The following is a 27,000-nucleotide window of genomic DNA, read 5'->3' as shown; positions in this document are numbered from 1 at the left end:
AAAAGATAAACACTGAATTATTTCTTAGCAGCGGCCATTTGAGCGGCTACTTCAGCAGCGAAGTCTTCAGTCTTCTTCTCGATACCTTCACCAACTTCGAAACGTACGAAGTTGATTACGTCTGCGCTGTTGTTCTTAAGAAGCTCAGCTACAGAGATTGAAGGATCTTTAACGAAAGGCTGACCAGTCAAGCTCACTTCGCCAGTGAACTTCTTCATGCGGCCTGCAACCATTTTCTCTGCGATATCAGCTGGCTTACCAGACTGGATAGCGATTTCGATTTGGATTTCTTTCTCTTTCTCAACAACTTCTGCTGGAACGTTTTCAGGCTTAACGAACTGCGGGCTTGCAGCTGCAACGTGCATTGCAACGTCTTTCGCTAGCTCTTCGTCGCCGCCAGTAAGGATAGAGATAACACCAATACGGCCGCCGTGTACGTATGCACCAAGCGTATCGCCTTCAACGTTAATTACGCGACGAGGAGAGATGTTTTCGCCAATTTTAGCAACAAGTGCATCTCGAACTTCACTTACTTTAGAACCGTTAAGGTCTGCGTCGTTAAGTGCGTCGATATCGTTGATGTTGTTCGCTGCTGCTACTTCTAGAAGCTCATTACCGAACTTAAGGAAACCTTCGTCACGTGCTACGAAGTCAGTTTCACAGTTAAGTTCAAGCATGGTCGCACGACCACCTTCAACTTTAGTAAGGATAACACCTTCAGCTGCGATACGACCTGCTTTTTTAGCCGCTTTCGCTTGACCTGATTTACGCATATTTTCAATGGCTAACTCAATGTCACCATCGGTTTCAACCAGGGCTTTTTTACAATCCAGCATACCTGCGCCAGTACGTTCGCGCAGTTCTTTAACTAGTGCTGCAGTCACTGCCATTTTTCAATTCCTCAGCATTAAATATAAATTCGTTAGGTAAAAGGGGCGATACCGCCCCTCTCAATACGTTTCGTATTGTAGTCCTGTCATATTATCAAGATATGACAGTCAGCAATCAGAATTACTCTGCCGCTTCTACGAAGTCGTCTTGCTCAGCTTGTACTTCAAGGTTGCTTTCGCGACCTGAGTTAATAGCGTTTGCAGCAGCATCCAAGTAAAGTTGGATAGCGCGGATAGCATCGTCGTTACCAGGGATGATGTAATCAACACCGTCTGGGTTAGAGTTTGTATCAACAACACCAACAACAGGAATACCAAGGTTACGCGCTTCTGTTACAGCAATGTGCTCGTGATCTGCGTCGATAACAAAGATTGCGTCTGGAAGACCGCCCATGTCTTTGATACCGCCAAGGCTGTTTTCAAGCTTGTCCATTTCGCGCTGAAGCATAAGTGCTTCTTTCTTAGTTAGCTTCTCAAACGTACCGTCTTGGCTTTGCTGCTCAAGCTCTTTAAGACGTTTGATTGACTGACGTACTGTTTTCCAGTTAGTCAGCATACCACCTAACCAACGCTTGTTTACGTAGTACTGGTCGCACTTAAGCGCAGCATCTTTAACCGCTTCACCAGCTGCACGCTTGGTACCAACGAAAAGGATTTTACCTTTCTTAGACGCAACACCTGAAAGGTAGTTAAGTGCGTTGTTGAAAAGTGGAACCGTTTTTTCAAGGTTGATGATATGAACTTTGTTACGAGCGCCGAAGATGAAAGGCTTCATCTTTGGGTTCCAGTAACGAGTTTGGTGACCGAAATGCACACCGGCTTTCAGCATGTCACGCATAGAAACATTAGCCATTTTATTTTCCTCTTGGGGTTAGGCCTCCATATACCCCTTGTATCGATTCAGACCAACCTAGATTGAACTGAACACCCCGATACGAAGTGTCGGTATATGTGTGTTTTAATAGAATAAATTTACCCTCTAAAACGGTGCTAAATGCGAGCAGCAAAATGAGCTTTCCGTCAGGGCGCGCGCTTTATATCACAATCTAACCCTAGCCTCAAGTTTTGAGGGTAAAAAGGCAAGGCCAAAATGGTGTAGCTTTATTAAAAGAAGCGCTATAGCGCACACTTTTACATTCGTCAGCGCTATACAAATAAAATCACTTAATTTCAGCATCTTACTAAGAATGACCTGTTTAGTGCTATAATGCGTAGAGAAATAAATTCTTCATCAACACTAGTTTCAAAAGATTTGAGAGGCGCTGTGACAGCTATTATCAAAACCCCAGAAGAAATCGAGAAAATGCGCGTTGCCGGTAAACTGGCTGCCGAGGTTCTCACAATGATAGGGCCTTATGTTAAGAAAGGCGTTACTACTGACGAGTTAAATACAATCTGCCACGATTACATCGTAAACGAGCAGAAGGCCGTGCCAGCACCACTAAATTATGGCCACCCGCCGTTTCCTAAGTCAATTTGCACATCAGTAAATCATTGCATCTGCCATGGAATACCTTCCGACAAAAAATTGAAAGACGGCGACATCATCAATATTGACGTAACTGTTATAAAAGATGGCTACCACGGCGATACATCAAAAATGTTCGTAGTTGGTAAACCCTCAATTCTTGCTGAGCGGCTTATTCGCGTAACTCAAGAATGCTTGTATAAAGCCATAGAACAAGTGAAGCCAGGCATGCGCCTCGGTGATATCGGTCACATCTGCCAAACTCATGCAGAAGCGCATAACTATTCAATTGTTCGAGAATATTGTGGTCACGGTATTGGCGCTAGCTTCCATGAAGAGCCACAGATTGTTCATTACGGCAAACCGGGCACAGGCGATGTATTAGAGCCAGGTATGTGCTTTACTATCGAACCTATGGTAAACGCGGGTAAACGCTATTCAAAAGTGCTGCCAGACCAGTGGACGGTGGTAACTAAAGACAGAAGTTTAAGTGCCCAATGGGAACATACATTGCTTGTAACAGAGACTGGTGTTGAGGTGCTAACACTTAGAGAAGAAGAAGCGTTGGAGCGGGTTATTTCTCATAACTAATAAAATGAACCATAGTCTCTGGTTTTTAATTTAAGCGGCATCGATTTATCGTTGCCGCTTTTTTCAAATAAATACGTGGAACAAATTACTTCAACACCCATCTAGCCTTCTTTATTGTCATGCTACACACCTATAACAAAAAACCATAAATATTCACAATTCAACCTAACTTATGCATTAATTTGCTACTGCGAAGTGCTACCAATTCATGCTATTGTTCGTAGCGTTTAAAAAGAAGTCTAATTCAAAGGTGCATTTTGACGCTGCAATCACTGATAAAGAATATCGACACCATAAACTCTGTGGATGAAATCCCCGCAATTAAGTCTTGCGTGGAGGCCAGTTATACATGGATAACCGAGTCCTTTGACGTAACGCCAGTTAATCAACTCGTTACTGGACGTGCGCAGTTTGTCGATGCGCTTCTTTGTCATCTTTGGCAACTTTACGGTCTCGACACCGTAGACGAACTGTCACTTTGCGCGGTAGGCGGATATGGTCGAGGTCACTTGCAGCCTCACTCAGATATTGACTTACTTATTGTCAGTAGAAAGAAGCTGAAGCCTGAAGTTCAAGAAAAGATTGGTCAATTTATTACCCTATTATGGGACATTAAACTTGATGTGGGCCAGTCTGTCCGGACCATTAAAGAAACCGTTAAGCTAGCAAAAGACGATATTACCATTGCGACCAATTTAGTTGAGAGCCGTTTGCTTTGCGGCAGTGAAACTACCTTTGATAAATTGTGGGATGAAGTTAATGGTAGAAACTCTTGGTCGAGTAAAGCGTTTTTCTCTGCTAAATATGATGAGCAGAAGCGACGTCATGCCAAATTCAACGGCACCGCCTACAACCTTGAGCCAAACATCAAAGAAAACCCCGGATGCTTGCGAGATATTCAGTCGATAGGCTGGGTAGCGAAAAAGCACTTTAAAGAGTATGACGGCTGGAATTTGGTGGGTCACGGGTACTTTACCGAACAAGAGCACAGTGAATTAATCGCTTGTCGTATGCATCTTTGGAAAATGCGTTGCGCACTTCATTTAATTGCTGGTAGAAGCGAAAACCGATTACTTTTTGACTATCAACCCGACGTTGCAAAGATGATGGGTTACGGTGAAGAAGGGAAATCGTCCGTTGAGAAAATGATGCGTGACTTTTTCCGTACGGTAGCGCGTGTATCAGAGTTAAATCAAATGCTGCTTCAACGCTTCAAATACGACATGCTTAATCAAAGCGTTCAAAAAAGCGTTGTAATTAATGAAGACTTTGAGCTTCTCGACAATATGATTTCGCCACGACACGAAACCGTATTTTCATCACCTGAAGCAATTTTAGATTTTTTGAATTTGGTGGCCAATCTACCTGACGTAAAAGGCCTGAGCACCATATGTATTCGTCAATTGCGTAATGCTCACCGCGCGTTTGAAGCTGAGTATTATGTAGAACGCCCGCTGTGCCGTGAAAAATTCATGCGCTTAATGAAACAGCCTGAGTTCTTCGATTTTGCTTGGGACATCATGCATCAGTACGGTATTTTGCAGGCGTATTTACCTGAATGGGATACGATTGTGGGCATGATGCAGTTTGACCTGTTCCACGCCTATACGGTAGATGAACATACCCATAGACTTGTTAAACATGTAAATTACTTTTTCTCGAGAGAGAACAAAGACTTTCCGCGCTGTGGCAGAATTTGCAGAAACCTAGATAAGCCAGAAGTTCTTTATATCGCAGCGATTTTCCACGACATTGCAAAAGGTAGAAATGGCGATCACTCAACGTTAGGCGCACAAGATGTGGCGAAGTTTTGTAAGCAGCACAATGTATCAAGTGACGACGCTGAAATGATCGCATGGTTAGTTGAAAATCATTTGCTTATGTCTGTAGTAGCCCAACGTCGTGACATCTATGACCCTGACGTAATAAGTGAGTTTGCAAGTGCAGTAAGAAGTCATAACCATCTAAACTTGCTTTACACACTTACGCTTGCTGATATCAGAGCAACTAACGACAATTTATGGAACGACTGGAAAGCCTCGCTACTTCGCGAACTTTATCTAATGACACAGAAGGCGTTGGACAATGGCCTGCAGTGTCAGGTAACGCTTAACGAACGCGTTGCCACCCATAAGCATCAAGCGAGACAGATTTTACAGGAACGAGCTATCGACCCTATTTCCATTGATGCATTATGGGCACGCCTTGATGACGACTATTTTGTTCGCTTTAAACCCACGCAAATTGCCTGGCACACCGATGAGATCATAAAGGCGCAGGATGATTGGCTTTCGCCAGAACACGATGGGCTTCTCGTTAAAGCAAACGATAACAGCGCCAAAGGTGGCACTGAGTTGTTTGTTTATGGCAAAGACAGAAAAGCCTTATTTGCTCAAGTCGCTTCTGTTCTTGATAGCCGCAATTGTTCAATTCATGATGCCCACGTAACAGTAACACGTGATGGCTATGTATTTGACAGTATGCTCATTCTTGAAAACGATGGTAGCCGGATAAGTTCCGAGTCTCGTATTTCGTCAATTGAAAATGCTATTTCTGCCCAATTAGAAAAACCGGGGCGCTCACACGAAAACAGGCGCAAATTACCACGACAAATGAAACAATTAGACGTTCCGACTAAGGTTCGTTTTTTCAGTATCAACGACGAAGCCACACTTATTGAGTTAGAAGCCCTAGACGCTCCAGGCATTTTAGCTAAAATTGGGCATGCATTCGTTGATACTAATATGACGCTAAAGCTTGCAAAAATTGCCACCATAGGTGAGCGAGCTGAAGATATTTTTATCGTCAGCAATGACGCTGGCAAAGCATTAACCCAAGAACAACAGGTAAACCTTAAAAAGCGGATCCTGTTTAAACTCGACCAACTTGAAGATATCACAATACCATGAATGAATTGAAAGCCATTATTGAAGACGCCTTCGAAAATCGCGACAACATTAGCCCTTCATCTGCACCTGATGAAGTAAGAGATGCAGTAGCACAAGCTATCGACCTTCTTAACAGCGGTAAAGGCCGTGTTGCGGAAAAGATTGCTGGCGAATGGGTGGTACATCAATGGCTTAAAAAAGCTGTTCTACTTTTCTTCCGCCTTCACAATAACGATGTAATTGAAGGTGCGGAAAGCAAGTTTTATGACAAGGTGCCGCTTAAATACACTAACTACACCGCAGAACAATTTGCAGCAGACGGTGCGCGCATTGTTCCACCTGCCGCTGTACGCACAGGTACGTTCGTAGGTAAAAATGCGGTAGTAATGCCTTCTTATGTTAATATTGGTGCATTCGTAGACGAAGGCACTATGGTAGATACATGGGCGACGGTTGGCTCATGTGCACAAATCGGCAAGAATGTTCACCTCTCCGGCGGTGTAGGTATCGGTGGTGTATTAGAGCCGCTCCAAGCAAACCCTACTATTATCGAAGATAACTGCTTTATCGGTGCACGCTCTGAGATTGTAGAAGGCGTAATTGTTGAAGAAGGCTCAGTAATTTCAATGGGTGTTTACATCGGCCAAAGTACGCGTATATATGACCGCGAAACCGGTGAAATTCATTATGGCCGTGTACCAGCAGGTTCAGTAGTAGTGGCGGGTAACCTGCCAAGCGCCGATGGTAAATACAGTCTTTACGCAGCTATCATCGTGAAGAAAGTAGACGCCAAAACCCGCGCGAAAGTAGGTATCAACGCGCTACTTCGCGGCGTAGAGTAAGTAGTATTCCTGGCTTATCGCTAACGGCTCGGATTAGTTTTAATTAGCCGAGCCACATGCTAATAGAGTCACAAACTAAAAGAGGCGCATAAGCGCCTCTTTCTATTCATAATCAAAAAGCGTCTACTGGTTTAGGCCAGCAATTTATCTTTAATAGCGTTAACCCACTCTACCACATCTTTTTCTGGCTCTAATGTTTCAATCGCGTCAACTTCCAACATATCTGCAACTGCGCTGCCTTGTAGTTCTGTAAGTAGCGCTTGGAATTGTTTACCTGCGCCACAGAAACTCTCTCCGTAGCTGCTGTCGCCTAATGCTGCTACCGCAAATGGCTTTCCGCTCAGCATTGGCGCTTCGTCTTTCAAATCCGAAAAAACGAACTCTAGGTTAGGTGGCACATCACCCTGACCGGTTGTAGACGTAATAATAAGGAGCGCATCTGCATCGGTGAAATCGGCAACCGAAGGGTCACTTTCTAGTGAGCAGTCAACCCCCTGTTCGGCTAAGCTTTCTTCTACCTGCTCGGCCACGTGTTGCGCATTCCCGTATACCGTACCCGCAATAATTTTCAATGTTGCCATTTTTACCTCTTAAACTAATATTCGTTGCCTATAGCGACAGGCTGGAATTCTGACTTCTTTATAGATTCAAACCCTAAACGGTTCCAATTGCGCTACTAATTGTTGCATTCCATGATTCATCTCGCCATTAATGGTTATCCACTTTCCAGTTAGCGGGTGGGAGAATCCCATATGGGTACAACTTAAGGCCAAATTGTTAAAATTAAAGTGCTGTTTAGCAAATTTGTTTTGTTTACCGTCTCCATGGGTCGTATCGCCAATGATCGGATGACGGAGGTGCACCATGTGCCTACGAAGCTGATGCTTTCTTCCTGTACTCGGGGAAAGCTTCACGAGAGAATAACGTGCGCTTTGATACTTACCAACAGGCTCTGGTACTTCGAAATGTGCCACCGACTGATACATTGTTGATGCGGGTTGTGGAGCTTGCTGGGGACGTTTGTGTTTATCAGCAATTTTATCGTAGCGATATTTTAGCGCGTAGTCGATAAACCCAGTGTAATGCACAAAACCGCGAACAATGGCGTGATATGCTTTTACTACTTGCTTATCCATCATTTGCTGACCAAGCTTTGCCGCGATTTCAGAGCTGAAACTAAACACCAACACGCCAGATGTAGGTCTATCGAGGCGATGAGCAGGAAACACGTGCCTTCCAATTTGATCTCTGAGTGTTTGAACCGCAAACACGGTTTCATGTCTGTCTATCGGACTTCTGTGTACAAGTAGACCCGGCGGCTTATTTATAGCGACGATATACTCATCTTGATACAGCACAGGTAGATGCAGAGCGCTAAAGTCGCCTTGTTGATCCTCTTTTTCTTCTGACGTTGTTTTCAAATGGCACCTTGCGTCACTGTCTATAGAATATTGGGGTTGGTTACGCCTATTCATCCAATGTCTCCATTGGCAATATCATCAATTTTTTGCAGTTGATAGAGCGTTCGTTGCTTTGCACTGGATAGATAAACTTCAGCGGCAGGCGCAATTTGCATTGGCGGTAGAGGAGATTCTAGCGACAGCAAAACACGCAATTTAGGAATAAAAATAAAGGCTAACCAACTTTCAAACGTTAAACAGTCTACAGAAAAAGGGACTGTACTCTCCATCGCTCTGTTGAGGTCTTGCTTACTCGGCGTTTTGCTCGGCCAAACCCCCTCTTCTTTCATGGTAGTCTCTAACTGTTCCAGCGCGCATTTAAATGCAATATAACGCATACCTTTTGACTGATTCACTATGTCCCCGCAAAACATGAACGCTTCAATTTTGAGGCGCGCAGTATAGCAGGGGCTTAAGGTGAACATAAGTCAGTGTGGCTTATCGTTGAAATTCTTATGCTGTGATACCATTACCAATGTTTCTTGGCGGTATCTCATTGAAGAATGCTCGCCCTGAAACATTTTTATCAAAGCAGTTTTTTGGAACGAGTTATGAGCGCTAACAGTATTAATTCTATCAGTGAGTTTTTGTTACATGCAGGCACTGAATATCTAGTTTTTGATTTAGGTCGCCGCCTTGAACCTACAGATAGTCAAATTTTTCTAGAAATAGAAAACGGCAGCGCCTATGCGCCCTATCCTCGTCAGCAGCATGCTTGGTTTGGCATTGTATTTTGGAATAAAAATGCTTCAACGCAACATTATATTTGGTTCGTTAAATTGCCGCTTGATGAACAAGGTTTGGTGGTTGCCGCTGCTAGAAATCACTTTCTAGAGATTATTGTTGATGCGCTAGGGCAATCTGTTGCTGAAGATACGGAAAACGCGCAGAAGCTGCCGGATAATCCATATTCTTTTGTTCCCAATCAATCGCAACTCGCTCAGTTCAACGCACTGGTCAAACATACCTTAGCGCAACCGTTAAGTGAAGAAGCACAGAAAGTTGAAGCCTATATTCAAGCTCCGCAACTTGTTGACTGGCAGCAAATCTCAATGCAGAGCGTCGCGGATTTTGCGTATCGCTTCAGTACACATCCCAAAAGAGATACTTTAGAAAATGCGATTAGAAACAACGTATCGCTTTATTCTAATGTATTTCTTGATACGCTAATGGAAATGAGTGAAAGCGTAGCGTTGTCTGAACATTTGTTAGCCATGTATTTAAACGAGATAGATAAGCGTTCCGATATTAATTTAGCAGCGCTAAGGGGCTCGTCAGAAGGGTCCTTTAACGCTCTAATAAATAATAAGCTTCTTGATTTATTAAAAGACGAAAAATCACAAAGACTGGATATTCTTAGCGTAATTGCTGCCCGTCACTTTGAACAAATGGAACCGTTGCTGCTGAGTGCCTTTCTTGAACAAACAGCCAAAGTTGATGAGAAAGAGGGGCATCAAGGTGCTTTATTTGCAGGTTTTTTCTCCGATTTAGTACAAATCCCGAAATTGCGCAGACAAGTGCTGACGCTCTTACATTCAAATGCAAACTCAAACGTTCTCTCAAACGCATTTCAACAACTGTTTGCACAAGCGAGAAAGTAGATGACGTTACTCGAATTAGTAGTGTGGCTGGTTATTGGATTTACAGGCTATCAGTTTTGGCGTATACGCGCTATTTCCGAACGAACAAACACTTATCTAAAACAATACTGCGATAAACACGGTTTGCAATTGTTGAGTGTGGCACGAGCAAGAACCCGATTCTCATTTAAATATGGTAAGCCAGACTGGCACAGCTTATTCAATTTTGAGTTTTCAAGTAATGGCGAGGACAGGTACACCGGCGAAGTTGAATTGATAGGTGTAAGAATTATGCGAACAGAGGTGCCACCACATAGAGTTTAAGCCTTTAAGTCGGAAAGCGGGCACGCTTCCTAATTCTCCAACGAGTTCTCAGGACGGGACATTTTTACAAAAAAAAGGGGAACCTGACGGCTCCCCTTTTTCCTGGAATTTTGAGTATCCTTCTCCGCGATCCTTTGCGACTAAAATCTTCCCGATTAAAATCCGTATACGCCCCTTTCCATCTACTCTCGCGCCTTCCTGTGCGAGCTACCCATCCATGCGTAGGTCCCTTCCCTTGCTCCTACATAACTGCAAATCCGTTGTACAGTGTTCCTCATCCTGAGGCTGTCCTAGTCAGGCTCCGCTGACATTCCTTTCCTTTATCCATCATATACTGCACATCCTGCTACAGCTTTGCTAATCCTTCAGCATGTCCTTTATTCATCCTTGGTTTGCTCGTCCATGCAAACTCAGTATCCTTTAAAGACATTTCCTCGCCCTTGGCTTCATGCCGACTAGCTCCTTGCTAGCATTTGTCCCTATTCCTTTGCTACATCCTGTCGTGATGTCCTATCACACAAAACATCCTAAATCCTTACTATCCCTTCAATGTCCTTATCGCTGCAGTTTCCTAACTGCTTTCCTTTTCCCTTCTCTCACTATCCTATGAGAATCTTATCCTTAAGTTGTCCTATCGCTTTCCTTACTCAATCCGTGACTCGTCGTGTTTCCTTGTGACGTGTTTATAGTATTCCTTCTAAATATTACCGCCATGTTGAATTACAGCAATTTTAGAAAGTTTTTCTTACTACTTTGGACTAACTATAAGAAAATCCAATAAAATCAATAGCTTTATACTTTTGTCTAATTTTGTATTGATGAATTTAGGTAGGATCACGCACAGAGTTTGTAAGACATATCCTACAAACTCTGTCATAAATTTAACGTTACGAAGATTAAGATGGCCAGAGCGGTTCAAGAAACGAACAAAACGAGGTTGGAAAGGAATCAGGTGCGACGAAACATTACGTCGCCTTTAACATGAGAAAGGCTTAGCTGCCCGACTACCTGATAATTATCGTCGTTAAAAAAAGAACGGTGTTTATCAATGGTAACAAACACTGATACCCCTTCACTCTTTTCATCTTCCTCAACTACGCTATCAATAGCGCCAAGTAATATATGACCAAGACCATGATGTTGGTAATCTGGATGAACCGCAATAAAACTGAGCATGTGGAAGTTATCAGCAGGCACCAGTGACCTGACTTTTTCTTCTTTCTCCAGCATCTGTTTGGTACCAAATAGCCCCGCCGTAAGCAACATTCTTAGTCTCCAGTGCCAGTATCGACCAGAGCCGAATGCTGCGTCAGGCGCTGTTAAGCAAGCAACTGCAATCAGCCTTTCTTCATCAAAAAGCCCAATCATTGGTTGCTCTGCTACCCAAAATGCGTTTAATTCCTCACGAATCGCAGAGCGAAGACGGTTCTCATAACCTTCTTTCTCAGCTTGAAAAATATCTATAAACAAAGGGTCGTCGACATAAGCGTTATAAAGGATAGAGGCGGCGACTTTGAGATCGTCTACGGTTAGGTATATCGCTTTGACAATGTCTTGAAGAGGGGCTAACGCACCATCTATCGCTTCGTTACTCATAGGGGCTCCTCAAACGCAAAGTTTTGTTAGTGGCTTAACCATTACAGTGAAATGAGTTATTGCGATCTTTAAATTAAAAACCTCTATCGACCATTTCACCCGCTCAAACTTTACCCTACGCGAAAACCCCCAAGATGTTAACTTTTTATTAACAAAAAACACTTAACCCAGCACTTGACGCACTGGTTCTAAGAACAATTAGTGCATTAGACCGTAAGCACTATCACCCCATCCAACGAGGTTTCCATCTCTAAATACAAGAGGCGTGCATTCATCTTTCGTTGTAATACCGTCACCCATGGTTTTTTGCGTTCGGTAATAAAGTACACGGTAAGTGCCATCTTGCTTTTCAAACAGTTCATTGAAGTCTGCTACACCCATCTTTCTGAGCACGCTCTCATAGCTTGTCCCCTTCTCAAGATTTGCGATGTGCTTACGATTGTTAAACTCTCTATCTTCCCAATCAGCGCCATAATGACTATCTGAACCTCCGCCAACAGATACAACACATCCCGATAATAGAAGTGAAGAGGCTAAAGCAGCAGAAAGAAGCATAATTTTCATGTGAATTCCTTATTTTTATTTGTGCAGTAATTTACAATTTTGACGCGAGGTTTTGTAAGGTATTAAGTCTGCAACCTGACGCAACATTAAGTTCCAATCCGAAATACCTACAACGTTTCGACACTCGCTAAATGCGTATTAAGTAATTGAAAACAAAGTAAACAAGAATAGGACCAAGATTTTAAGTAATTAATATTTAAAGATTTTAATAAAAATCTATCGTTCCCCACCTTTTGCGGTTAGCGAAATCACTAATTTTTTGGTGAAATTAACCATCTTATCAAGCTAAACTAATCCGCATTCCAACCTACCATTCCTTCATAATGAATAATTCGAACTTACAACAACTTCACGCTCTTTGCCTCCAAATGCATAATGAAGGTAAAACACCCACAGTAGGAATTTTGCGAGCAAAGGCGCCGTATAAAGTGTCAGTAACCGAAGCGATTGAGGCCATTAAACGTTTTAACGCTAACAAACCAGCCGTTGATAGGAATGAAAGTGGTTCGTTACCCCCACAAGTCTCTGAATTACCTTCTAGTGCTATTCGACACCTTTACGAACAAATTGCAATGTTAGAAAAAGAAGTCACTGAGCTAAAGCAGATAGTACAGCAGCTCGTTAACGAAAAGAGATAACGACACGATGGGAGCCTTTATACCAGTCCGCATAGATAGGTATTACCTTGTAATAGGCGTAAGCTGCGCTAGAAACTCAGCTAATGATGGCGCAAGAATTTGTGTTGGCTCTTTACCTACTTGTTCTAGTGCAACTTCACCACTGTCATTTACGACAGTAAGAATAAAATCCTCTTCATCAGTAAGGCCAAAAAATAAGGTTGGAGCTTGCTTTAGCCGCTGCTTCATCAATAAGTGACCAATTAAGTTTTGCTGAAGCCGCTCAAAGTCTTCATGGTTAAATACCTGAAGCAGTTCGCAGTTACCTTGTGGGGCTTTCGCTTTTAAGTTATCGCTGTAATAGACAGTAAAATAACTACAATAATCCGGATGCAGCTTCAACGACATCGCTTCTTCCACATTATCGAAAGAAAGTTTAGGAGTTTGTAACGTTGGCTTCCATCTTACAAAGTCACCGTCTTCTGCCGCCTCTTGATAGCAGGGTGATGGCCAGTCGCTATCGAAAACTATTTTGAGCCCTTCGCTTTTCGCCTCTTCGACATAAGATGATACAAATTTAGTTAATTGTTCTGAAATTGTTAGAGCCATTGTGACGTTACCTGCGTATTTTTGGGGTACACTATACAACTAAACAGTTAAGTCAATATCAAGGCCACGGTACTCGCTATTCGAACTCACAGAGGTTCAGCGCAAATTTCCTTCGCCTTCTAGTAGATATATAAAAGGTTCTTATGTCGACTGACAACCCACCTAAAAAAATTATTATCTCTGCACCTGATAACCTTTCTTTGGGAAAACAGGTTGACTACGAGTTTGAATATAATCCAAGTCTATTGCAGGGAGTGCCGCGCAGCCTTAGCCGTGACACGCTCAATCTAAATGGTAACCAACTGCCTTTTACAGGTATAGATACATGGACGGGCTACGAACTTTCCTGGCTAAACCCGAAGGGAAAACCCTGTGTCGCTATTTTAGAATGCCGTGTTCCGATAACGTCAGAAAATCTCATTGAGTCAAAATCGTTCAAGTTATACTTAAACAGCTTTAACCAAAGTCAGTTTTCCTCTGACGATGAAGTAAAAAACGTATTACAAGCTGATCTATCTGCATGTGCCGGACAACCGGTGGACGTAAACTTAATCTTGCCCCAGCATTTTGCTGAACTGCAGTTTAAAGAGTTCGAAGGCGTTCTATTGGATGAGCTAGACATAACTGTCGATGAATATTCACCTAATACGCACTATCTAACTGTCGATGAAAGCCACGAAGAAGTGAAAGAGACACTCGTTTCCCACTTACTTAAATCTAATTGCTTAATAACAAGCCAACCAGATTGGGCTAGTATTCAAATAAGATATGAAGGAAAGGCGATAGCCCGCGAAGGGCTCTTACAATATTTAATTAGCTTTAGGCAGCATAATGAATTTCATGAGCAGTGTGTTGAACGCATTTACAGCGACATTATGCACAAGTGCAGCCCAGAAAAGTTAACTGTTTGTGCGAGATATACGCGAAGAGGAGGATTGGATATAAACCCCTTCCGCTCAAATTTCGAGACGCCCTATCCCAATCATCGCCAAGCCCGCCAATAAAAATAGCGGTGAGTTAAGTAAAGTGGGTTAGCTACAATTCTGCCTCGAAGCGAATTTAAATGAAGACGAGAATATGGAAGCAAAACAACTACAAACCCTAAAGCAAAATAATACGCTTCTTTGTCAATTTATCGTAAAGCTCTCCGCTTTTTATGAGGGCTTTTCCGATAAAATAGATGCCGAGCTCAAAATATTAAGAGGGCACCTTTCCGGCACCCCCAATTTTAGTCTGGCCGCAGTAAGCATAGAAAAATTAAACAACTCGCTGCAACACCAAGAAATAACGCTGAGAAAATACAGTGTTGATACCGTTTCTTCGTTAGAAGACGCAATGAAACAGCTGCAGAAAATTGTGTTTGAAGATAATGAACTCAAAAGCCTTACTACCCAAGAGCTCATAAAGCTAAACCAGCCTGTTACCGATATTTTCAGCATTTACAAGCTATATGCTAAAGCCATAGCATTGCACCGTATCGCGCTTAACAAAGAAATGGTTGGATTGTCGCCAGTCGCGGCGCCTGACAACGACGCAAAAACAAATGCTCGCGGGCAAGCCCGCTCTGTCAAAGACGACAACCCACACTACCGCTCTATTCTTGTTGAGCTAAACCACCTGATAACCTCTTATGCACAAAAGAAGCCTAACGACCAGCAGTTAAATGATATTAAGAAACGACTTGATGAAGGCATGGATGAAGGCCAGTTATTAAAAAGCTGCGTCGTTATTTTACGCATGATAGTACAAGACGCCATGTCAGAGGCTAGCTTGACAGGTAAGGTTATCCAAAGCCTTCATCGTTCACTTGGCGAAGTAAGTAACGATGTCAACAGCACCATAGAAAGCAGCCAATCACAGTTTGAACAAAGGCGCGCTGGCAACGAACAACTTATCCGCCACATTAGCCATATTGAAGAGGCGGTCTCTGAAAGCCAGTCTTTTGAACGGCTAAAAGAACAAACCCAAACCTGTGTAAAAGAGCTAGCGAATACCCTAAGCGAACAGCAAGATAATGATAAAGAAGGCCAAGAAAAGTTATTGGCCTTACTCTCCGCTATGCAATCCCGTATTGACACACTGCAGCAGCAAACCGTTATTTATAAAAAGAAAATCGCTGAACAAGCGATGCAGAGTCGAACGGATGCACTGACGCGCTTACCTAACAGACAAGCTTACAACGAGCGTCTAGAAACAGCATATAGCAATTATAAAGCAACCGGCGGTAGCTTAGCCGTGGCAGTTGTCGATATTGATTTTTTCAAATCTATAAATGACAGATTTGGTCATGCCGCGGGCGATAAAACCTTGCAAGTGGTTAGCAAGTTTCTAAAGCAAAACCTCTCAGACAATGAGTTTATTGCACGGTGGGGAGGTGAAGAGTTTGTGATGTTGCTGCCGGAAATACCGATGCAAGATATTGACAAAAAACTTAACGAAATCAGAACTAAACTCGCAGCCATGCCGTTTAAGTTTAAGCAGGAAAAAGTAAAAATCACCGCATCTTTCGGCGCAACCTGCTTCGGTGAAAAAGATACCACGGAATCTGTATTTGAACGGGCCGATGAATATCTTTATAAAGCAAAACGTGACGGCCGTAATCTTGTTGTGACTGACCTAAGCGCTGATTTATAGGAAGTAGATGTATGAAAAAGGTACAGCTTAATCCCGTTGGCTGGATGAGCCAACTCTCTCAGGTAGAGGTCGCTCGACTTCAAGATGCAGCGAATAGCGAACTTTTCGATATGTTCAGAAATTGTTGCCTAGCGGTCTTAAATAGTGGCGTTGACGAAGACAATTTCGAAGCCCTATTTGCACCTTTCGAAAGTTTTGAAATTAAACTAATACGTCGTGAACGAGGGGTGAAAATTGAGCTGATTAACCCCCCTGAAGTCGCCTTTGTCGATGGAAAATTAGTACGTGGTGTACATGAACACTTGTTCGCAGTGCTTCGCGATTTGCTTTATATGGGAAACAAGTACGCTTTTCTTCACCAAACAGCACCCGCCGAAGGTAATGAAATCACAGACATGGTGTTTGATATGCTACGCCATGCCAAGGCACTTGAAGGCAATGACGGTGTAAATACTATCGTCTGCTGGGGCGGCCACTCGATAAATCAAACAGAGTACAAATATACAAAAGAAGTCGGCTATCAGCTTGGTCTTCGCGATATGAATATTTGCACTGGATGTGGGCCAGGAGCTATGAAAGGTCCTATGAAGGGCGCAACAATAGGTCACGCTAAACAGCGACATAAAGCAGGACGCTACATCGGCATTTCCGAACCAAGCATCATCGCGGCTGAGCCACCTAATGCAATCGTAAATGAATTGATAATCATGCCTGACATCGAAAAGCGTTTGGAAGCATTCGTTCGGTTAGGACATGGCATCGTTGTTTTTCCAGGTGGGGTAGGCACTGCTGAAGAGTTACTTTATCTTCTTGGTATTCTTGTGAACGAACGCAATGCTCAACAACCTTTTCCGTTCATATTAACCGGCCCCGCGGGCAGTGAGGAATACTTTGAAGCTATTGATGAATTTGTTGGCGCTACCCTAGGCGCTGAAGCTCAATCAAAGTATCAAATCATCGTCAACGACCCCGAAGAAGTGGCCCGTACTCTATGTTCAGAACTTGAGAAAGTTAAAAAATTTAGAGGAGCAATGGGAGACGCCTTCAGTTTTAATTGGTCATTGAAAATTGAGCACGATTTCCAGCAACCCTTCATCCCAACCCATGAAAGTATGTCGGGCCTCAAACTTCACCTCGACCAGAACAAAAGCGAGCTTGCAGCAAACCTGCGCAAAGCATTTTCTGGGATTGTAGCCGGTAACGTGAAGGCTGAAGGCATTGCACAGATTAAAAAGCATGGTCCGTTTGAACTTACCGGTGATAGCGCGCTAATGAAAAAAGTGGATGTACTGTTAGAGTCCTTCGTAAAGCAACACAGAATGAAGTTACCAGGTAGTGCTTATGAGCCCTGTTATGTGGTGAAAGATACGAATTAAAGGCACGCTATTTAAGACGTATTTGCTTACGATTACCACTTATGTTTCCCGCGCGTTTTGCGGTACACTGTTTAAAAGAGTGCTGTAGATAATTGTATAACGCACATTGAGTGTCCTTATTGTGGGTTCAATGCGCTATGCAGTAAATAAAGAGTCGACAAAGTTCAATATGATATCCATGCCTCACGCATGTATTTAAGAACTCAGAATTGAGAAGTAACGGTCATGAACACCAAGGTTATTCGTCTAATTTTAGCTGGCGTCGCGCTTTACGCGGTGTTTGTTTTTATGGTTATCGCTTTCTACCCCGATAAACCAGAAAACATGGATTGGAAAGATCGTGAAGAATATAATCGAGTTCAAATCACCAAGTTGAAACTAGGAAGTACGCGAGAAGAAGTTCTCGCTCTCCTTGGGTCACCAGATATCACAGAGGCTAAGCGTCAAGGTTCTATGGCCATCCAAGTTATGTTTTTTCGCACCCAACATGTGCGCGCGGATGGCTTGACTACGCAAGACGAATGTACGCCATTGTTGTTCGAGAATGACAAGTTAATTGCTTGGGGCGAAGGAGCCTATTCCAGTTACCAAAAAAGTTAAAAGGATGGGGAGTGAGCGATATCATTTCCACGCTTAAGCGACTTGCAAAACAAGGCGATGCGTCGCTCAATGTTGAAGAGCGCATAAACCATTGGTTAAAAAGTGCTAAACGCATTCTTGCTTTGATAAATGGAAATCCGGCGATCCCAGCGTCTTTACTTCATCTTGACAATGAGCTCCCCAAGGGCACCCAACAACTCTTACTGTTAGCATTGTTTGGAAAACTTTGTCGTTTAAATGACCATTATTTGCAGCACATTATCGGGTCGTTGCTCGCGACGCATTGGTTCACTGATATCGAGAAAGATAAAAGCAAAATTGCTGACGTTGTTCGTTTTTTACGACAGCACAATCTGACAATTTGGTTAGATACGCTTCGCTTACAGAAAGCGTTCCAGTCTGAAAGACAAATGAAATACATCGCAGATAACAGGCTTAACATTGCCCAGCGCCTTTGTTTACTTGCCGGAGTATTTGCTTTTAAATCAGACAAAACAGAACATGCTTTGCTGTTCACGCTAATAGCATCTCGTATTCCTGTTCAGCACAGGCATTACATCGCCTCTTTGATGTTGTTATTTGAATATCCTTTGCCAGGCGCAAAAGTTTACGCAAACGGAATTCCTGGGGTGATTGTAGACAGACAACAGAGCCATGCCTTTGTGTTTGCCTTAAGTAACGAAGATGTAGATGGCAAATGGGTCCCGCTTTCATCTATCCATAGCCCTGTCAAATTGACGGTGCCATTCGAACATTTTGTCGCCCTTTACACTGACACCGCCAAGGCGAGGTTAAGCCACGGTGGTAGTTCGTTTGTGCCCTCCACCTACGCTATACAGCACCCCCCAAAAGCGTTACTGGGCATCATAGATTCGTTGCAAAAACCTGATGTAGATATTCCAACGCTCTGCGATAAGATTGAACAAGTGCCAACTTTCAATCAATTCCTGATACATACTGCGAGCCAAGATAATCGACTACAGCTTCCTGTAAAAAGTTTAAAGCAAGCGGTATTGACCTACGGTATTGAGCGTGTCGGTGATATGCTTATTCAGTTCGCCTTATTAGAAAGGTTGACGCAAAATCAATTCCCCCTGATGGCCATGTGCAAACAAGTCACCCTACTCGCTTGTTCATTTGCCAGCCACTTTGCTCAAGCGGCGAATACTAAATTTTCGCCTCAGTCAGCGGCATTGAGCATGACGTTTGTATGCTCTCCGCTTTTTACGTTACCTGGCTTCAAAGTGGCCCAGTCGCTTCCCGTAGATAAAACTAAAAATGTCACCGTTAACAGCGCATTCAAAGTAAAATCAGGCACCCCTTGGCTTGCAATAGCATCTGAACTTGCTGGGAGTTGGCATCAAAACTCGACGTGGCGCGCCGTTATTCATCAGTGCAACAAGCCAACTAGCGAAGTGCCTAAATCCTTACAAAAAGAACAAGCCATTATTCTGCTGGGGTTTTCATTGGCAAAATCATGCTTGCTCACGCACGACTTCTACGTTTTGCTAAAAAGTATCGAAGTAAAAACTATATTGCGTATTTTGAATTTAGAGGAAGACGAGGTACTTAAAACATTAGATGCCAACGCGCATTTACTCTACTGCCCTCTTTCCATTTAACTTTCAAGCCTTCCAACCTTCTGAGCGACCTCTCACTCTTGTAATACCAGTCCGCATAGATAATTACCCACTCAGCGAGAGTTAAAATGTTCGTAATCGCGGCGTGTTACCGCAGGTATAGTGGTTCTACATCAAGGTGACACAACAAAGAGTACGGACATTTTAAACTCGCCCTTCGGGAAGGTCTGGCAAGCTTCCTAGCGTCATTCTGGGAATTTGAAAGGGAGCAGCCATTCCTGCATTCCCACGCCCTCTAGGAAACTTGTCAGCGCCTTCTGAGTGGGCACTTATCTATGCGAATTGGTATAACGGGAATAAATTTATCTTTACGAATGGCTATAACTTGCGCCGGCTATCGTATAAAATACGGCAACTTTTGCAGTGCTTTACCGTTTTTCCCTACAATTTCCATTATAATAAACAAAGCAGGCAGGATTTGGCCTTTAAAGCGCCAGAAAAACCCAATAAACCTAACGATTTTGACAACAGAATTACCAGAGGATCCCTCCACATGACTCAGCAACGTATTACAGTCATTCGCGGTGACGGCATTGGCCCGGACATTATCGATGCAACCACAAAAATTCTAGATAAGGTTGGCTGTGACTTTGCCTACGACTATGCCGACGCAGGTTTAGTTGCACTGGAAGAACATGGCGAGCTTCTACCTCAAGAAACATTAGATTTAATCGCAAAAAATAAGGTTGCACTTAAAGGCCCACTAACGACGCCAGTGGGTGAAGGTTTCACTTCGATTAACGTAAGCCTACGCAAGCAGTTCAAACTTTATGCAAACTTGCGCCCAGTTATTTCTTTCAAAGGCACCAAAGCACGTTACGAAGATATCGATATCATCACTGTTCGTGAAAACACGCAAGGTATGTATTCAGGTCTTGGTCAGGTTGTGTCAGAAGACGGCAACGAAGCTGAAGCAATGAGTAAGATCACCCGTGACGGCGCTGAAAAGATCGTAACCTTCGCTTATGAACTAGCTCGTCGTGAAGGTCGCAAGAAGGTAACGGCAGTACATAAAGCTAACATCCTTAAGTCAACGTCAGGTCTTTTCCTTAAAGTCGCACGTGAAGTTGGTGAGCGCTACCCAGACATCGAATCGGCTGAAATGATTGTTGATAACTGCTGTATGCAGCTTGTTATGAACCCGCATCAGTTCGACGTTATTGTGACTACCAATCTATTCGGAGACATCTTATCAGACCTGTGCGCGGGTCTTGTGGGTGGTCTTGGTATGGCACCTGGCGCAAATATCGGTGAAGATTGTGCAATTTTTGAGGCGGTTCACGGCTCTGCACCAGATATCGCTGGTAAGAACCTAGCCAACCCAACATCAGTTATTCTAGCTGCAGCGCAAATGCTTGAGTATCTAAACATGGGTGACAAAGCTGAAAAAATCCGCACAGCATTGAAAGACGTTATTGAGTCTGGAGACCGCACTACGCGTGATTTAGGCGGTGAAGCCGGTACTATAGAGTTCACACAAGCACTTTTGGATCGCTTGTAAGCCACTCTGTTTTAACAAAGTAGTACTAAAAAACGGGCTTTATTGCCCGTTTTTTGATTCACCTTCATTTTTTCACCGCACAAACTGTACTAAAACTGGACTACCGCTTTCCTCATTCACACTTATCATTTCAATTGTACCTTTTCAGAGTGCTGAGCTTTGTAATTTACCTGCTTTAACAAGAGTAAAACGCCGCCGTAAGGTTAAACAACGTTCTGCCTTGCACTAGCCTGTAAAACGTAAGTGCACTCTGTGTACACAACTCACATACTAAACAGCGACAACACAATGCCATTTAAGGTGAAAGTGTTTGATGCATTACATACAAGGAAAGATGATGAAAAAGTTAATCTCAGGTTTGTTAGTACTTTCAGCTTTAGCCATTCAAGCTCCTACAGTTCACGCTCAGGCCATGAGTGAAGACGGTAACAACGCTAGCGAAACTGCGCCCCTTCAGCAGCGAATCGACTTAAACTCAGCAACAATAGAGCAACTGGTAACCTTACCAGGCGTAGGACAATCTAAAGCGAAAGCAATCGTAAAATATCGCGAAGAAGTAGGCCCATTTCTTGAAGTAGCTCAGCTTACCCAAGTTAAAGGGATTGGTGAAAAGATGCTCAGTAAAATAGAGAGTTATGTCTTAGTAAAATAGGTCATGTAGTTGTAATTATTAGACCTTCTTGCCAATAAAAAATGCGCCGCGATAGGCGCATTTTGACAAGCTAGTAACAATTGCGAGTGCAGGCTTATTTTGTTTATAAACCTAGTAACTCATAGCCATTATTTTAATACAGAGGTTAAGTACTCTTTAAACTCTGCGCCTAAAGATGGGTGACGTAGTGCATATTCAACGTTAGCTTTCATATAGCCTAACTTACTTCCACAGTCGTGGCTTTTACCTTTCATGTAATAAGCGTCTACTTGCTCAAGCTTCATTAATGCGTCAATAGCATCAGTAAGCTGTACCTCACCGCCTGCCCCTGGAGGTGTAAACTCTAATAGATCCCAAATCTTCTCGGACAGCACATATCTACCTACAACTGCTAGATCAGATGGCGCTTCATCAAGAGGTGGCTTTTCTACCATCTTATGGATCTTAGCTGATTGACCCTGCGTGATTGCAGCGCCGTCGAGATCGGCAATACCGAATTTAGAGATCTCTTCCTCTGGCACTTGCTCAACCATTACTTGGCTTACTCGGCTAGTATTAAACTTCGCAACCATATCGGCAAGGTTATCTTTTTTAGGGTTGCTAGCGGCATCATCAATAATTACGTCTGGTAGAACTACAGCAAACGGTGCATCCCCGATAAGCGGACGAGCGCAAAGTACAGCGTGCCCAAGACCATTAGCAACGCCCTGACGAATATGCATAATCGTAACGTCTTTCGGGCAAATTGACTGGACTTCTTCTAAAAGCTGACGTTTTACACGCTTTTCAAGCGTCGCTTCAAGTTCGAAAGACGTGTCAAAATGGTTTTCAATACTGTTCTTACTTGCATGTGTCACAAGAATAATTTCTTTAAGTCCTGCAGCAACACACTCACTGACTACGTATTGAATTAACGGCTTATCCACCACTGGAAGCATCTCTTTAGGAATTGCTTTTGTTGCTGGAAGCATTCGCGTTCCAAGTCCCGCCACAGGGATTACCGCTTTTTTTACCTGACTCATAGTTAATATTCCTTTTTTGAATTCCTAATTTTACGCTTAAGACGACACTTCATTGTCATTCAGCATCTCAAGCTAAAGCTTTTTTCATTAATTCTTTTCAATAACGCATTTCAATGCAATCGATGTTCCAATTGCCCTTTTAGAGCATTTATGTATTGTTAGTGGGCAAAACCACCCAAATCTTTATCTAATCGCACCATTAGTGGGATTAATGATACCTAATGCACCAACTTAGTGAAAGATTACTTAGGATGATTTTACAACGTAGCAGCGGAATTTACCAAAGTGTTGCTTTTTGCTAACGCCTGTATCAACCGCTACTTTCCTCTATGCCTATCTTCCTACCTCTCGTCCAGAGAACCTGTGCGATGCAATGTCCCGTCTCTAAGTCCAGCACGCATGAAGCAGCCCCGTTCTTTACCTTGCGCAAAAAAATACCGGTTTACAATATACCTAAGTGGTATTGCACAAACATGACGAAGCTTCCAATAAAGAGGAACGTAGGGACGCCGGGCTAGAATCAGTACGTTTCGAAACTGATAGTAAAGTCGAATAGGTGCCCCTTGCTTAAACGTTACACCGCACACCTTTACTCGATCATCCCCTTGCCGATGAGGCATACAGGCACTTAGCGATTGATAAATTGCCATGCCCTTTGCTCTAGCACGCCAACACCATTCATGATCAACACCGTCAATGAAAAGGGCGCTCTCTTTTCCTCCCACCTTTGTAAAAGCGCGGTGAGAAATGAGCATACCTGAAGCTATAATTTGCTTTACCTCTTTAAGCGAATGGGAAATCTGCTTCCCTTTTTGTAGTACGCCCTCTTCAACACGATCTGAGAACTGGCAATGAATAGAAGGACCTATCGCTGCGATTGGGCATGATTTTTCAAGTTCCAAAAACTGTGATAGCAATTCACGAGCGATAACCGGCGAAAAGAAACTATCTTGATCGAGCAAAAATGCATACTCAAGGCCACGGTCAAAAAGCGCCTTTAGACCAATATTTTGGGCCTTCGCTATACCAACATTTTCTGAACAATGAATGTACTTAACGTGAGAGGAGGCGAGGCTTTGAGTGCATACTGGGGAGTTATCCACCAGGATTAAATCCCACTCAGATGAAGAAAAAGCGTCAAGCAGTTTAGCTACGTGCTTAACGTCTGGATTGAACAATACAATGACAACGCCAGTAATCAATGTTTACCGAACCTTTCTAATAAGTGCCTATCTAGCTTGTAGGCAAGCTTGACCACTTTACCCGGCATTAGTCGTAATGAAAGTACGCCACAGGCATATAAAAAGTTGTAAGGAGAAAACTGCCTGAGCTTAGTTATCGCATACAGACGCGCCTTAAATTCGTTAAGTGACTTACTTAACCCCCGGCGTTTATAAAAATTATTTACTCGCCTAAATTTAAGCAGTCTATCTTTTAAATTTCTAAAAATGTACCCTCGAGACGCTAACGTTATCCAGAGAAAATAGTCTTGCGTGTTGAGCAAATCTCCATCATATCTATGGCCATCCGTAAAGACATTAAACCTGATCACCACAGTAGGATGATTTAGCGAACAGCGACGAGGTAATATACGCACTATTTGTCGGTGGGAAGCAGGCATTACACGTGCGCCTACCTTCTCACCTCTTTCATTAATCTCGGTAAGTGCAGAGCCCAATATAGATATATTGCTATGCTTTTTTAAATAGGTGATTTGACGCAGCAATCGATGCTCTTCAGATATATCGTCAGCATCCATTCTCACAAAAAAAGACGGGGAAAACTGCATAGCGAACTCAACAACAGAATTCATACAGCTCGCTAAACCGATATTATGGCTATTTTGCCCTATTATTACTCTATCATCGCTTCTCGCGGCTTCATCTAGCACTTCTATAATTGCTTGCGGGACGGGGCCATCCACCACAATCATGAATAAAAAATTCGTATAGGTCTGTGCTAAAATACTATTTACTGCTTCGCTGATCCACTTTGCATTATCAGCTTGATAAACCGCCATAGCCACAATCGATTCAACCTGCTGTTTTTTATTTTTGTTATGGAGAATAGAGAATTGATTTATCAAGTATTTTTACCAGCGAAATAAGTAACAAAGAAAATAAAAGCGCTAATGGATGCGCTCTTATTTGAGGTATGTTACAGAGATTTTATTCAGACGGCTACGGTTTTACTAATCTAGGCAGTTACGCGCTTAACAAAACGAAGTACGCTCCAGATATGTTGGATAACAAGACTGTAAACAACGAGTAAGCCAATAAAGCACCAAAACATTATCGCTTCCGGCACTTGATAAACTTCGCCAAGAATACCGATAAGGCAGTAGCAAGCCCCTAACATTAGAATGGCGACAAGTGATTTTCTGCTGCTTAACCCAGCTCGCATGAATATGTTATGAAGGTGTTGGCGGTCAGGTTTTAGCATCGATTGACCTTTTCGCGCTCGTCGATACATAATCGCCGCCATATCCATCAAAGGCAATCCCACTAACCATACAGCAGTAATAGGTCTAAACGCTGCCGTTTCTCCTTGGGTATGATCAACAAGCAACCAAACAATGGTTAGTCCAACAAACATACTCCCCGCATCGCCCATGAATATCTTATTTCCCCTGAAACCTTTCCAACTGAGATTAAAGGCGAGGAACGGAACGATTGCAGCTACTATAATAAGAGGTTCCATTATGGACGCGCCATGGCCTGTAAAGACTAGAAAACCGGAAACCGTTAGCAAAATGACTAAACTCATTCCACCGGCTAAACCGTCAATTCCGTCTATCATGTTAAACGCATTAATGACGCCTACGACGCAAATGATAGTGAAGAAATAACCGCTAAGTCCAAGCAGCACTTCACCTGTGCCGAAAATATTACCTAACGACGTAATATAGTTTTGGGCACTCCAAGCCATTATTGCTGCAACACCAAATTGACACATCAAACGACCTTTAGCACTTAAATCAAAGCGGTCGTCTAACATGCCAAGTAAAACAATAAAAGCGCTAGCCGTGAAAAATAGAGGGTTATTTTTCATCCAAACATCAGTAGCAACACTGGCGACTAACACAGCCATAAAGATCGCAACGCCTCCCGTTAAAGGAACGATACCAGCATGGCGTTTGCGCGCAGAAGGTTGATCGACTAGACCAAATTGATGTGCCAATGGCGTCATTACTACTAAAAGGATCAGCGCAACAAAAAATGCAGTGAACAATGGAACGAACTGCAAGTACGTTAGCATAAAAAACACAACCTCTCGTCACCGACCCCAAAAACGTATTCCGCTTCACTACAGATCAGTGCATTCAAAAACAACATTAAAAACTTAAACCGTGCATCCATTTTTTTACAACTTCCATTTCTACCAATGCGACGAGGGCGTTTTGTTATTAAGCGTGGATAGAAAACTCTGTAATGATATAAAACATTTGGTTGACTAACCACCTTAATTATAAAAATACCTCTAGAAACATCGTTTTTAATCTTTAAAATTACCACGCCAAAGGAATTTGCAATAAAAACACATTCGATGATCCAAATTTGAAAACATAATCCTGGTTGTAACATTGCAACTTCAAGAAGAAATAACTATCTCGGTTTCTCGTCAACTTATATTTAAGCGCGATTCAAATGCTTTAAACTACGTAGCAATTGAGACGGCAAACATGCTTTTTTCAAAACTTATGTTATTCTAGCGCGAAATTGCTATATGGATATGAAAGCTAATGTTCAAACAATTCACACGTTTTATGTTGCCGTTCGCAATTATTGCGTTCGGAGCCGGGTGCACAAACTCCCCCACGGTTACCAAAGCTGACATTCCTTTGGTGCATTCTTCGCTCGCCTACTCGCTCGCACCAGACAAAGAGCTTGCAATAAATATTCCAAAAGCCAATATATATTTCGATTCAAAAGAATCATTTTCAATACGTTTTGACGGCGGTGAGTACACTGCTGTTAAACACTATATCTCGGCGACAGGGAATAAGTGTATTCGCTTTTCTTTACAAGAAGGTGAAATTAGCACTCCTTCAGCACAAAAAAAAGTGACAACTTGCCAGCGCGGTGGTCAATGGCGAGTGATTTCTCCTCTGGTTGCTTCTACTAATGCGCAAGGTGAATAAGTAAA

Annotated in this window: 26 protein-coding genes; 14 read left to right on the top strand and 12 right to left on the bottom strand. The window is 42.9% G+C overall.

What is annotated here, in order from left to right:
• Window positions 1-17: 17 nt before the first annotated feature.
• Both tsf and rpsB read right to left on the bottom strand, forming a co-directional pair.
• A complete protein-coding gene (tsf, locus tag ACM0P2_RS04805) occupies window positions 18-890 on the bottom strand; it encodes a translation elongation factor Ts (protein WP_105932281.1) in 873 nt (290 codons plus the stop codon).
• 121 nt (window positions 891-1,011) lie between these two features.
• Window positions 1,012-1,743 (bottom strand): 30S ribosomal protein S2, encoded by a 732-nt coding sequence (gene rpsB, locus ACM0P2_RS04800; protein ID WP_105932282.1) that lies wholly within the window; start codon window positions 1,741-1,743, stop codon window positions 1,012-1,014.
• A gap of 411 nt (window positions 1,744-2,154) precedes the next feature.
• Between rpsB and map the strand changes: the two genes are divergently transcribed.
• The 3 genes from map (at window position 2,155) to dapD (ending at window position 6,679) form a co-directional block, all read left to right on the top strand.
• Window positions 2,155-2,949, top strand: a complete 795-nt coding sequence (map, locus tag ACM0P2_RS04795) for a type I methionyl aminopeptidase (protein ID WP_105932353.1) — start codon at window positions 2,155-2,157, stop codon at window positions 2,947-2,949.
• 257 nt (window positions 2,950-3,206) lie between these two features.
• Entirely contained in the window at window positions 3,207-5,858 is a 2,652-nt protein-coding gene (gene glnD, locus ACM0P2_RS04790) for a [protein-PII] uridylyltransferase (RefSeq protein ID WP_159118551.1), read from the top strand.
• The gene (gene dapD / locus ACM0P2_RS04785) at window positions 5,855-6,679 is read left to right on the top strand and encodes a 2,3,4,5-tetrahydropyridine-2,6-dicarboxylate N-succinyltransferase (RefSeq protein WP_120960526.1); all 825 of its coding nucleotides are present in this window, start codon (window positions 5,855-5,857) and stop codon (window positions 6,677-6,679) included. Before glnD ends, dapD begins: the two co-directional genes overlap by 4 nt.
• Before the next feature lie 131 nt (window positions 6,680-6,810).
• On the opposite strand, the gene ACM0P2_RS04780 is transcribed toward dapD, so the two are convergent.
• From ACM0P2_RS04780 to ACM0P2_RS04770, 3 genes are all read right to left on the bottom strand, one after another.
• On the bottom strand, window positions 6,811-7,260 hold the full coding sequence (locus ACM0P2_RS04780; protein WP_159118550.1) for a flavodoxin domain-containing protein: 450 nt from the start codon (window positions 7,258-7,260) through the stop codon (window positions 6,811-6,813).
• 66 nt (window positions 7,261-7,326) lie between these two features.
• Window positions 7,327-8,154 carry a tRNA pseudouridine(65) synthase TruC gene (gene truC / locus ACM0P2_RS04775; RefSeq protein ID WP_419227378.1) on the bottom strand — a complete coding sequence of 276 codons (828 nt, stop codon included), beginning with the start codon at window positions 8,152-8,154 and terminating at the stop codon, window positions 7,327-7,329.
• Window positions 8,151-8,495, bottom strand: a complete 345-nt coding sequence (locus ACM0P2_RS04770) for a YqcC family protein (RefSeq protein ID WP_236547108.1) — start codon at window positions 8,493-8,495, stop codon at window positions 8,151-8,153. Before ACM0P2_RS04770 ends, truC begins: the two co-directional genes overlap by 4 nt.
• 195 nt (window positions 8,496-8,690) lie before the next feature.
• On the opposite strand from ACM0P2_RS04770, the gene ACM0P2_RS04765 reads away from it, so the two are divergent.
• On the top strand, window positions 8,691-9,740 hold the full coding sequence (locus ACM0P2_RS04765; RefSeq protein WP_419227377.1) for a DUF3549 family protein: 1,050 nt from the start codon (window positions 8,691-8,693) through the stop codon (window positions 9,738-9,740).
• On the top strand, window positions 9,741-10,043 hold the full coding sequence (locus ACM0P2_RS04760) for a DUF3301 domain-containing protein (protein ID WP_159118548.1): 303 nt from the start codon (window positions 9,741-9,743) through the stop codon (window positions 10,041-10,043).
• Window positions 10,044-10,991: 948 nt separating this feature from the next.
• Here ACM0P2_RS04760 and ACM0P2_RS04755 read toward each other — a convergent pair.
• Both ACM0P2_RS04755 and ACM0P2_RS04750 read right to left on the bottom strand, forming a co-directional pair.
• Entirely contained in the window at window positions 10,992-11,639 is a 648-nt protein-coding gene (locus ACM0P2_RS04755) for a GNAT family N-acetyltransferase (protein WP_159118547.1), read from the bottom strand.
• Window positions 11,640-11,837: 198 nt separating this feature from the next.
• Window positions 11,838-12,203, bottom strand: coding sequence for a DUF3192 domain-containing protein (locus ACM0P2_RS04750; protein ID WP_105932290.1), 366 nt, complete (start codon window positions 12,201-12,203; stop codon window positions 11,838-11,840).
• A gap of 428 nt (window positions 12,204-12,631) precedes the next feature.
• Between ACM0P2_RS04750 and ACM0P2_RS04745 the strand changes: the two genes are divergently transcribed.
• Window positions 12,632-12,841, top strand: a complete 210-nt coding sequence (locus tag ACM0P2_RS04745) for a hypothetical protein (protein ID WP_373996012.1) — start codon at window positions 12,632-12,634, stop codon at window positions 12,839-12,841.
• Between the two features lie 42 nt (window positions 12,842-12,883).
• Here ACM0P2_RS04745 and syd read toward each other — a convergent pair whose 3' ends face one another.
• Window positions 12,884-13,429, bottom strand: a complete 546-nt coding sequence (gene syd, locus ACM0P2_RS04740) for a SecY-interacting protein (RefSeq protein WP_159118545.1) — start codon at window positions 13,427-13,429, stop codon at window positions 12,884-12,886.
• Window positions 13,430-13,572: 143 nt separating this feature from the next.
• Here syd and queF point away from each other — a divergent pair, with 143 nt between their 5' ends.
• The 7 genes from queF to ACM0P2_RS04705 all read left to right on the top strand — a co-directional run bounded on the left by queF (window position 13,573) and on the right by ACM0P2_RS04705 (window position 21,832).
• Window positions 13,573-14,433, top strand: a complete 861-nt coding sequence (queF, locus tag ACM0P2_RS04735; protein WP_159118544.1) for an NADPH-dependent 7-cyano-7-deazaguanine reductase QueF — start codon at window positions 13,573-13,575, stop codon at window positions 14,431-14,433.
• A gap of 73 nt (window positions 14,434-14,506) precedes the next feature.
• On the top strand, window positions 14,507-16,063 hold the full coding sequence (locus ACM0P2_RS04730; RefSeq protein ID WP_159118543.1) for a GGDEF domain-containing protein: 1,557 nt from the start codon (window positions 14,507-14,509) through the stop codon (window positions 16,061-16,063).
• 11 nt (window positions 16,064-16,074) lie between these two features.
• Window positions 16,075-17,439, top strand: coding sequence for a nucleotide 5'-monophosphate nucleosidase PpnN (gene ppnN / locus ACM0P2_RS04725; RefSeq protein WP_159118542.1), 1,365 nt, complete (start codon window positions 16,075-16,077; stop codon window positions 17,437-17,439).
• A 225-nt stretch (window positions 17,440-17,664) separates the two neighbouring features.
• Complete coding sequence (locus tag ACM0P2_RS04720) at window positions 17,665-18,039, top strand: DUF3192 domain-containing protein (RefSeq protein ID WP_012517477.1); 375 nt, start codon at window positions 17,665-17,667, stop codon at window positions 18,037-18,039.
• A gap of 11 nt (window positions 18,040-18,050) precedes the next feature.
• On the top strand, window positions 18,051-19,661 hold the full coding sequence (locus tag ACM0P2_RS04715; RefSeq protein WP_159118541.1) for a histidine kinase: 1,611 nt from the start codon (window positions 18,051-18,053) through the stop codon (window positions 19,659-19,661).
• Window positions 19,662-20,172: 511 nt separating this feature from the next.
• Window positions 20,173-21,180: an isocitrate dehydrogenase gene (locus ACM0P2_RS04710; RefSeq protein ID WP_105932297.1), complete on the top strand. Its 1,008-nt coding sequence runs from the start codon at window positions 20,173-20,175 to the stop codon at window positions 21,178-21,180.
• Between the two features lie 337 nt (window positions 21,181-21,517).
• Entirely contained in the window at window positions 21,518-21,832 is a 315-nt protein-coding gene (locus tag ACM0P2_RS04705) for a ComEA family DNA-binding protein (RefSeq protein ID WP_159118536.1), read from the top strand.
• Between the two features lie 128 nt (window positions 21,833-21,960).
• Here ACM0P2_RS04705 and galU read toward each other — a convergent pair whose 3' ends face one another.
• From galU to wecA, 4 genes are all read right to left on the bottom strand, one after another.
• Window positions 21,961-22,854: a UTP--glucose-1-phosphate uridylyltransferase GalU gene (gene galU, locus ACM0P2_RS04700; protein WP_105932299.1), complete on the bottom strand. Its 894-nt coding sequence runs from the start codon at window positions 22,852-22,854 to the stop codon at window positions 21,961-21,963.
• 341 nt (window positions 22,855-23,195) lie between these two features.
• A complete protein-coding gene (locus ACM0P2_RS04695; protein WP_159118535.1) occupies window positions 23,196-24,056 on the bottom strand; it encodes a glycosyltransferase family 2 protein in 861 nt (286 codons plus the stop codon).
• Entirely contained in the window at window positions 24,053-24,940 is an 888-nt protein-coding gene (locus ACM0P2_RS04690) for a glycosyltransferase (protein WP_159118534.1), read from the bottom strand. The genes ACM0P2_RS04695 and ACM0P2_RS04690 overlap by 4 nt, the downstream gene beginning before the upstream one ends.
• A 110-nt stretch (window positions 24,941-25,050) precedes the next feature.
• Window positions 25,051-26,112, bottom strand: a complete 1,062-nt coding sequence (gene wecA / locus ACM0P2_RS04685; protein WP_105932302.1) for a UDP-N-acetylglucosamine--undecaprenyl-phosphate N-acetylglucosaminephosphotransferase — start codon at window positions 26,110-26,112, stop codon at window positions 25,051-25,053.
• Window positions 26,113-26,596: 484 nt separating this feature from the next.
• Between wecA and ACM0P2_RS04680 the strand changes: the two genes are divergently transcribed.
• Window positions 26,597-26,995 (top strand): hypothetical protein, encoded by a 399-nt coding sequence (locus ACM0P2_RS04680; protein WP_173359645.1) that lies wholly within the window; start codon window positions 26,597-26,599, stop codon window positions 26,993-26,995.
• The last annotated feature ends 5 nt before the right edge of the window (window positions 26,996-27,000 follow it).

The sequence above is a fragment of the Alteromonas sp. OM2203 genome, from assembly GCF_048517045.1.
GTDB classification, from domain to species: Bacteria; Pseudomonadota; Gammaproteobacteria; order Enterobacterales; family Alteromonadaceae; genus Alteromonas; species Alteromonas gracilis.
This window is presented reverse-complemented; position numbering and strand designations above follow the sequence as displayed.

Bases quoted from the DNA above. Each gene is read 5' to 3' on its own strand.
- tsf (WP_105932281.1), bottom strand. From the start codon at position 890: ATGGCAGTGACTGCAGCACTAGTTAAAGAACTGCGCGAACGTACTGGC.
- rpsB (WP_105932282.1), bottom strand. From the start codon at position 1,743: ATGGCTAATGTTTCTATGCGTGACATGCTGAAAGCCGGTGTGCATTTC.
- dapD (WP_120960526.1), top strand. From the start codon at position 5,855: ATGAATGAATTGAAAGCCATTATTGAAGACGCCTTCGAAAATCGCGAC.
- ACM0P2_RS04780 (WP_159118550.1), bottom strand. From the start codon at position 7,260: ATGGCAACATTGAAAATTATTGCGGGTACGGTATACGGGAATGCGCAA.
- truC (WP_419227378.1), bottom strand. From the start codon at position 8,154: ATGAATAGGCGTAACCAACCCCAATATTCTATAGACAGTGACGCAAGG.
- ACM0P2_RS04765 (WP_419227377.1), top strand. From the start codon at position 8,691: ATGAGCGCTAACAGTATTAATTCTATCAGTGAGTTTTTGTTACATGCA.
- ACM0P2_RS04760 (WP_159118548.1), top strand. From the start codon at position 9,741: ATGACGTTACTCGAATTAGTAGTGTGGCTGGTTATTGGATTTACAGGC.
- ACM0P2_RS04755 (WP_159118547.1), bottom strand. From the start codon at position 11,639: ATGAGTAACGAAGCGATAGATGGTGCGTTAGCCCCTCTTCAAGACATT.
- ACM0P2_RS04750 (WP_105932290.1), bottom strand. From the start codon at position 12,203: ATGAAAATTATGCTTCTTTCTGCTGCTTTAGCCTCTTCACTTCTATTA.
- syd (WP_159118545.1), bottom strand. From the start codon at position 13,429: ATGGCTCTAACAATTTCAGAACAATTAACTAAATTTGTATCATCTTAT.
- queF (WP_159118544.1), top strand. From the start codon at position 13,573: ATGTCGACTGACAACCCACCTAAAAAAATTATTATCTCTGCACCTGAT.
- ACM0P2_RS04730 (WP_159118543.1), top strand. From the start codon at position 14,507: ATGGAAGCAAAACAACTACAAACCCTAAAGCAAAATAATACGCTTCTT.
- ppnN (WP_159118542.1), top strand. From the start codon at position 16,075: ATGAAAAAGGTACAGCTTAATCCCGTTGGCTGGATGAGCCAACTCTCT.
- ACM0P2_RS04720 (WP_012517477.1), top strand. From the start codon at position 17,665: ATGAACACCAAGGTTATTCGTCTAATTTTAGCTGGCGTCGCGCTTTAC.
- ACM0P2_RS04710 (WP_105932297.1), top strand. From the start codon at position 20,173: ATGACTCAGCAACGTATTACAGTCATTCGCGGTGACGGCATTGGCCCG.
- ACM0P2_RS04705 (WP_159118536.1), top strand. From the start codon at position 21,518: ATGAAAAAGTTAATCTCAGGTTTGTTAGTACTTTCAGCTTTAGCCATT.
- galU (WP_105932299.1), bottom strand. From the start codon at position 22,854: ATGAGTCAGGTAAAAAAAGCGGTAATCCCTGTGGCGGGACTTGGAACG.
- wecA (WP_105932302.1), bottom strand. From the start codon at position 26,112: ATGCTAACGTACTTGCAGTTCGTTCCATTGTTCACTGCATTTTTTGTT.
- ACM0P2_RS04680 (WP_173359645.1), top strand. From the start codon at position 26,597: ATGTTCAAACAATTCACACGTTTTATGTTGCCGTTCGCAATTATTGCG.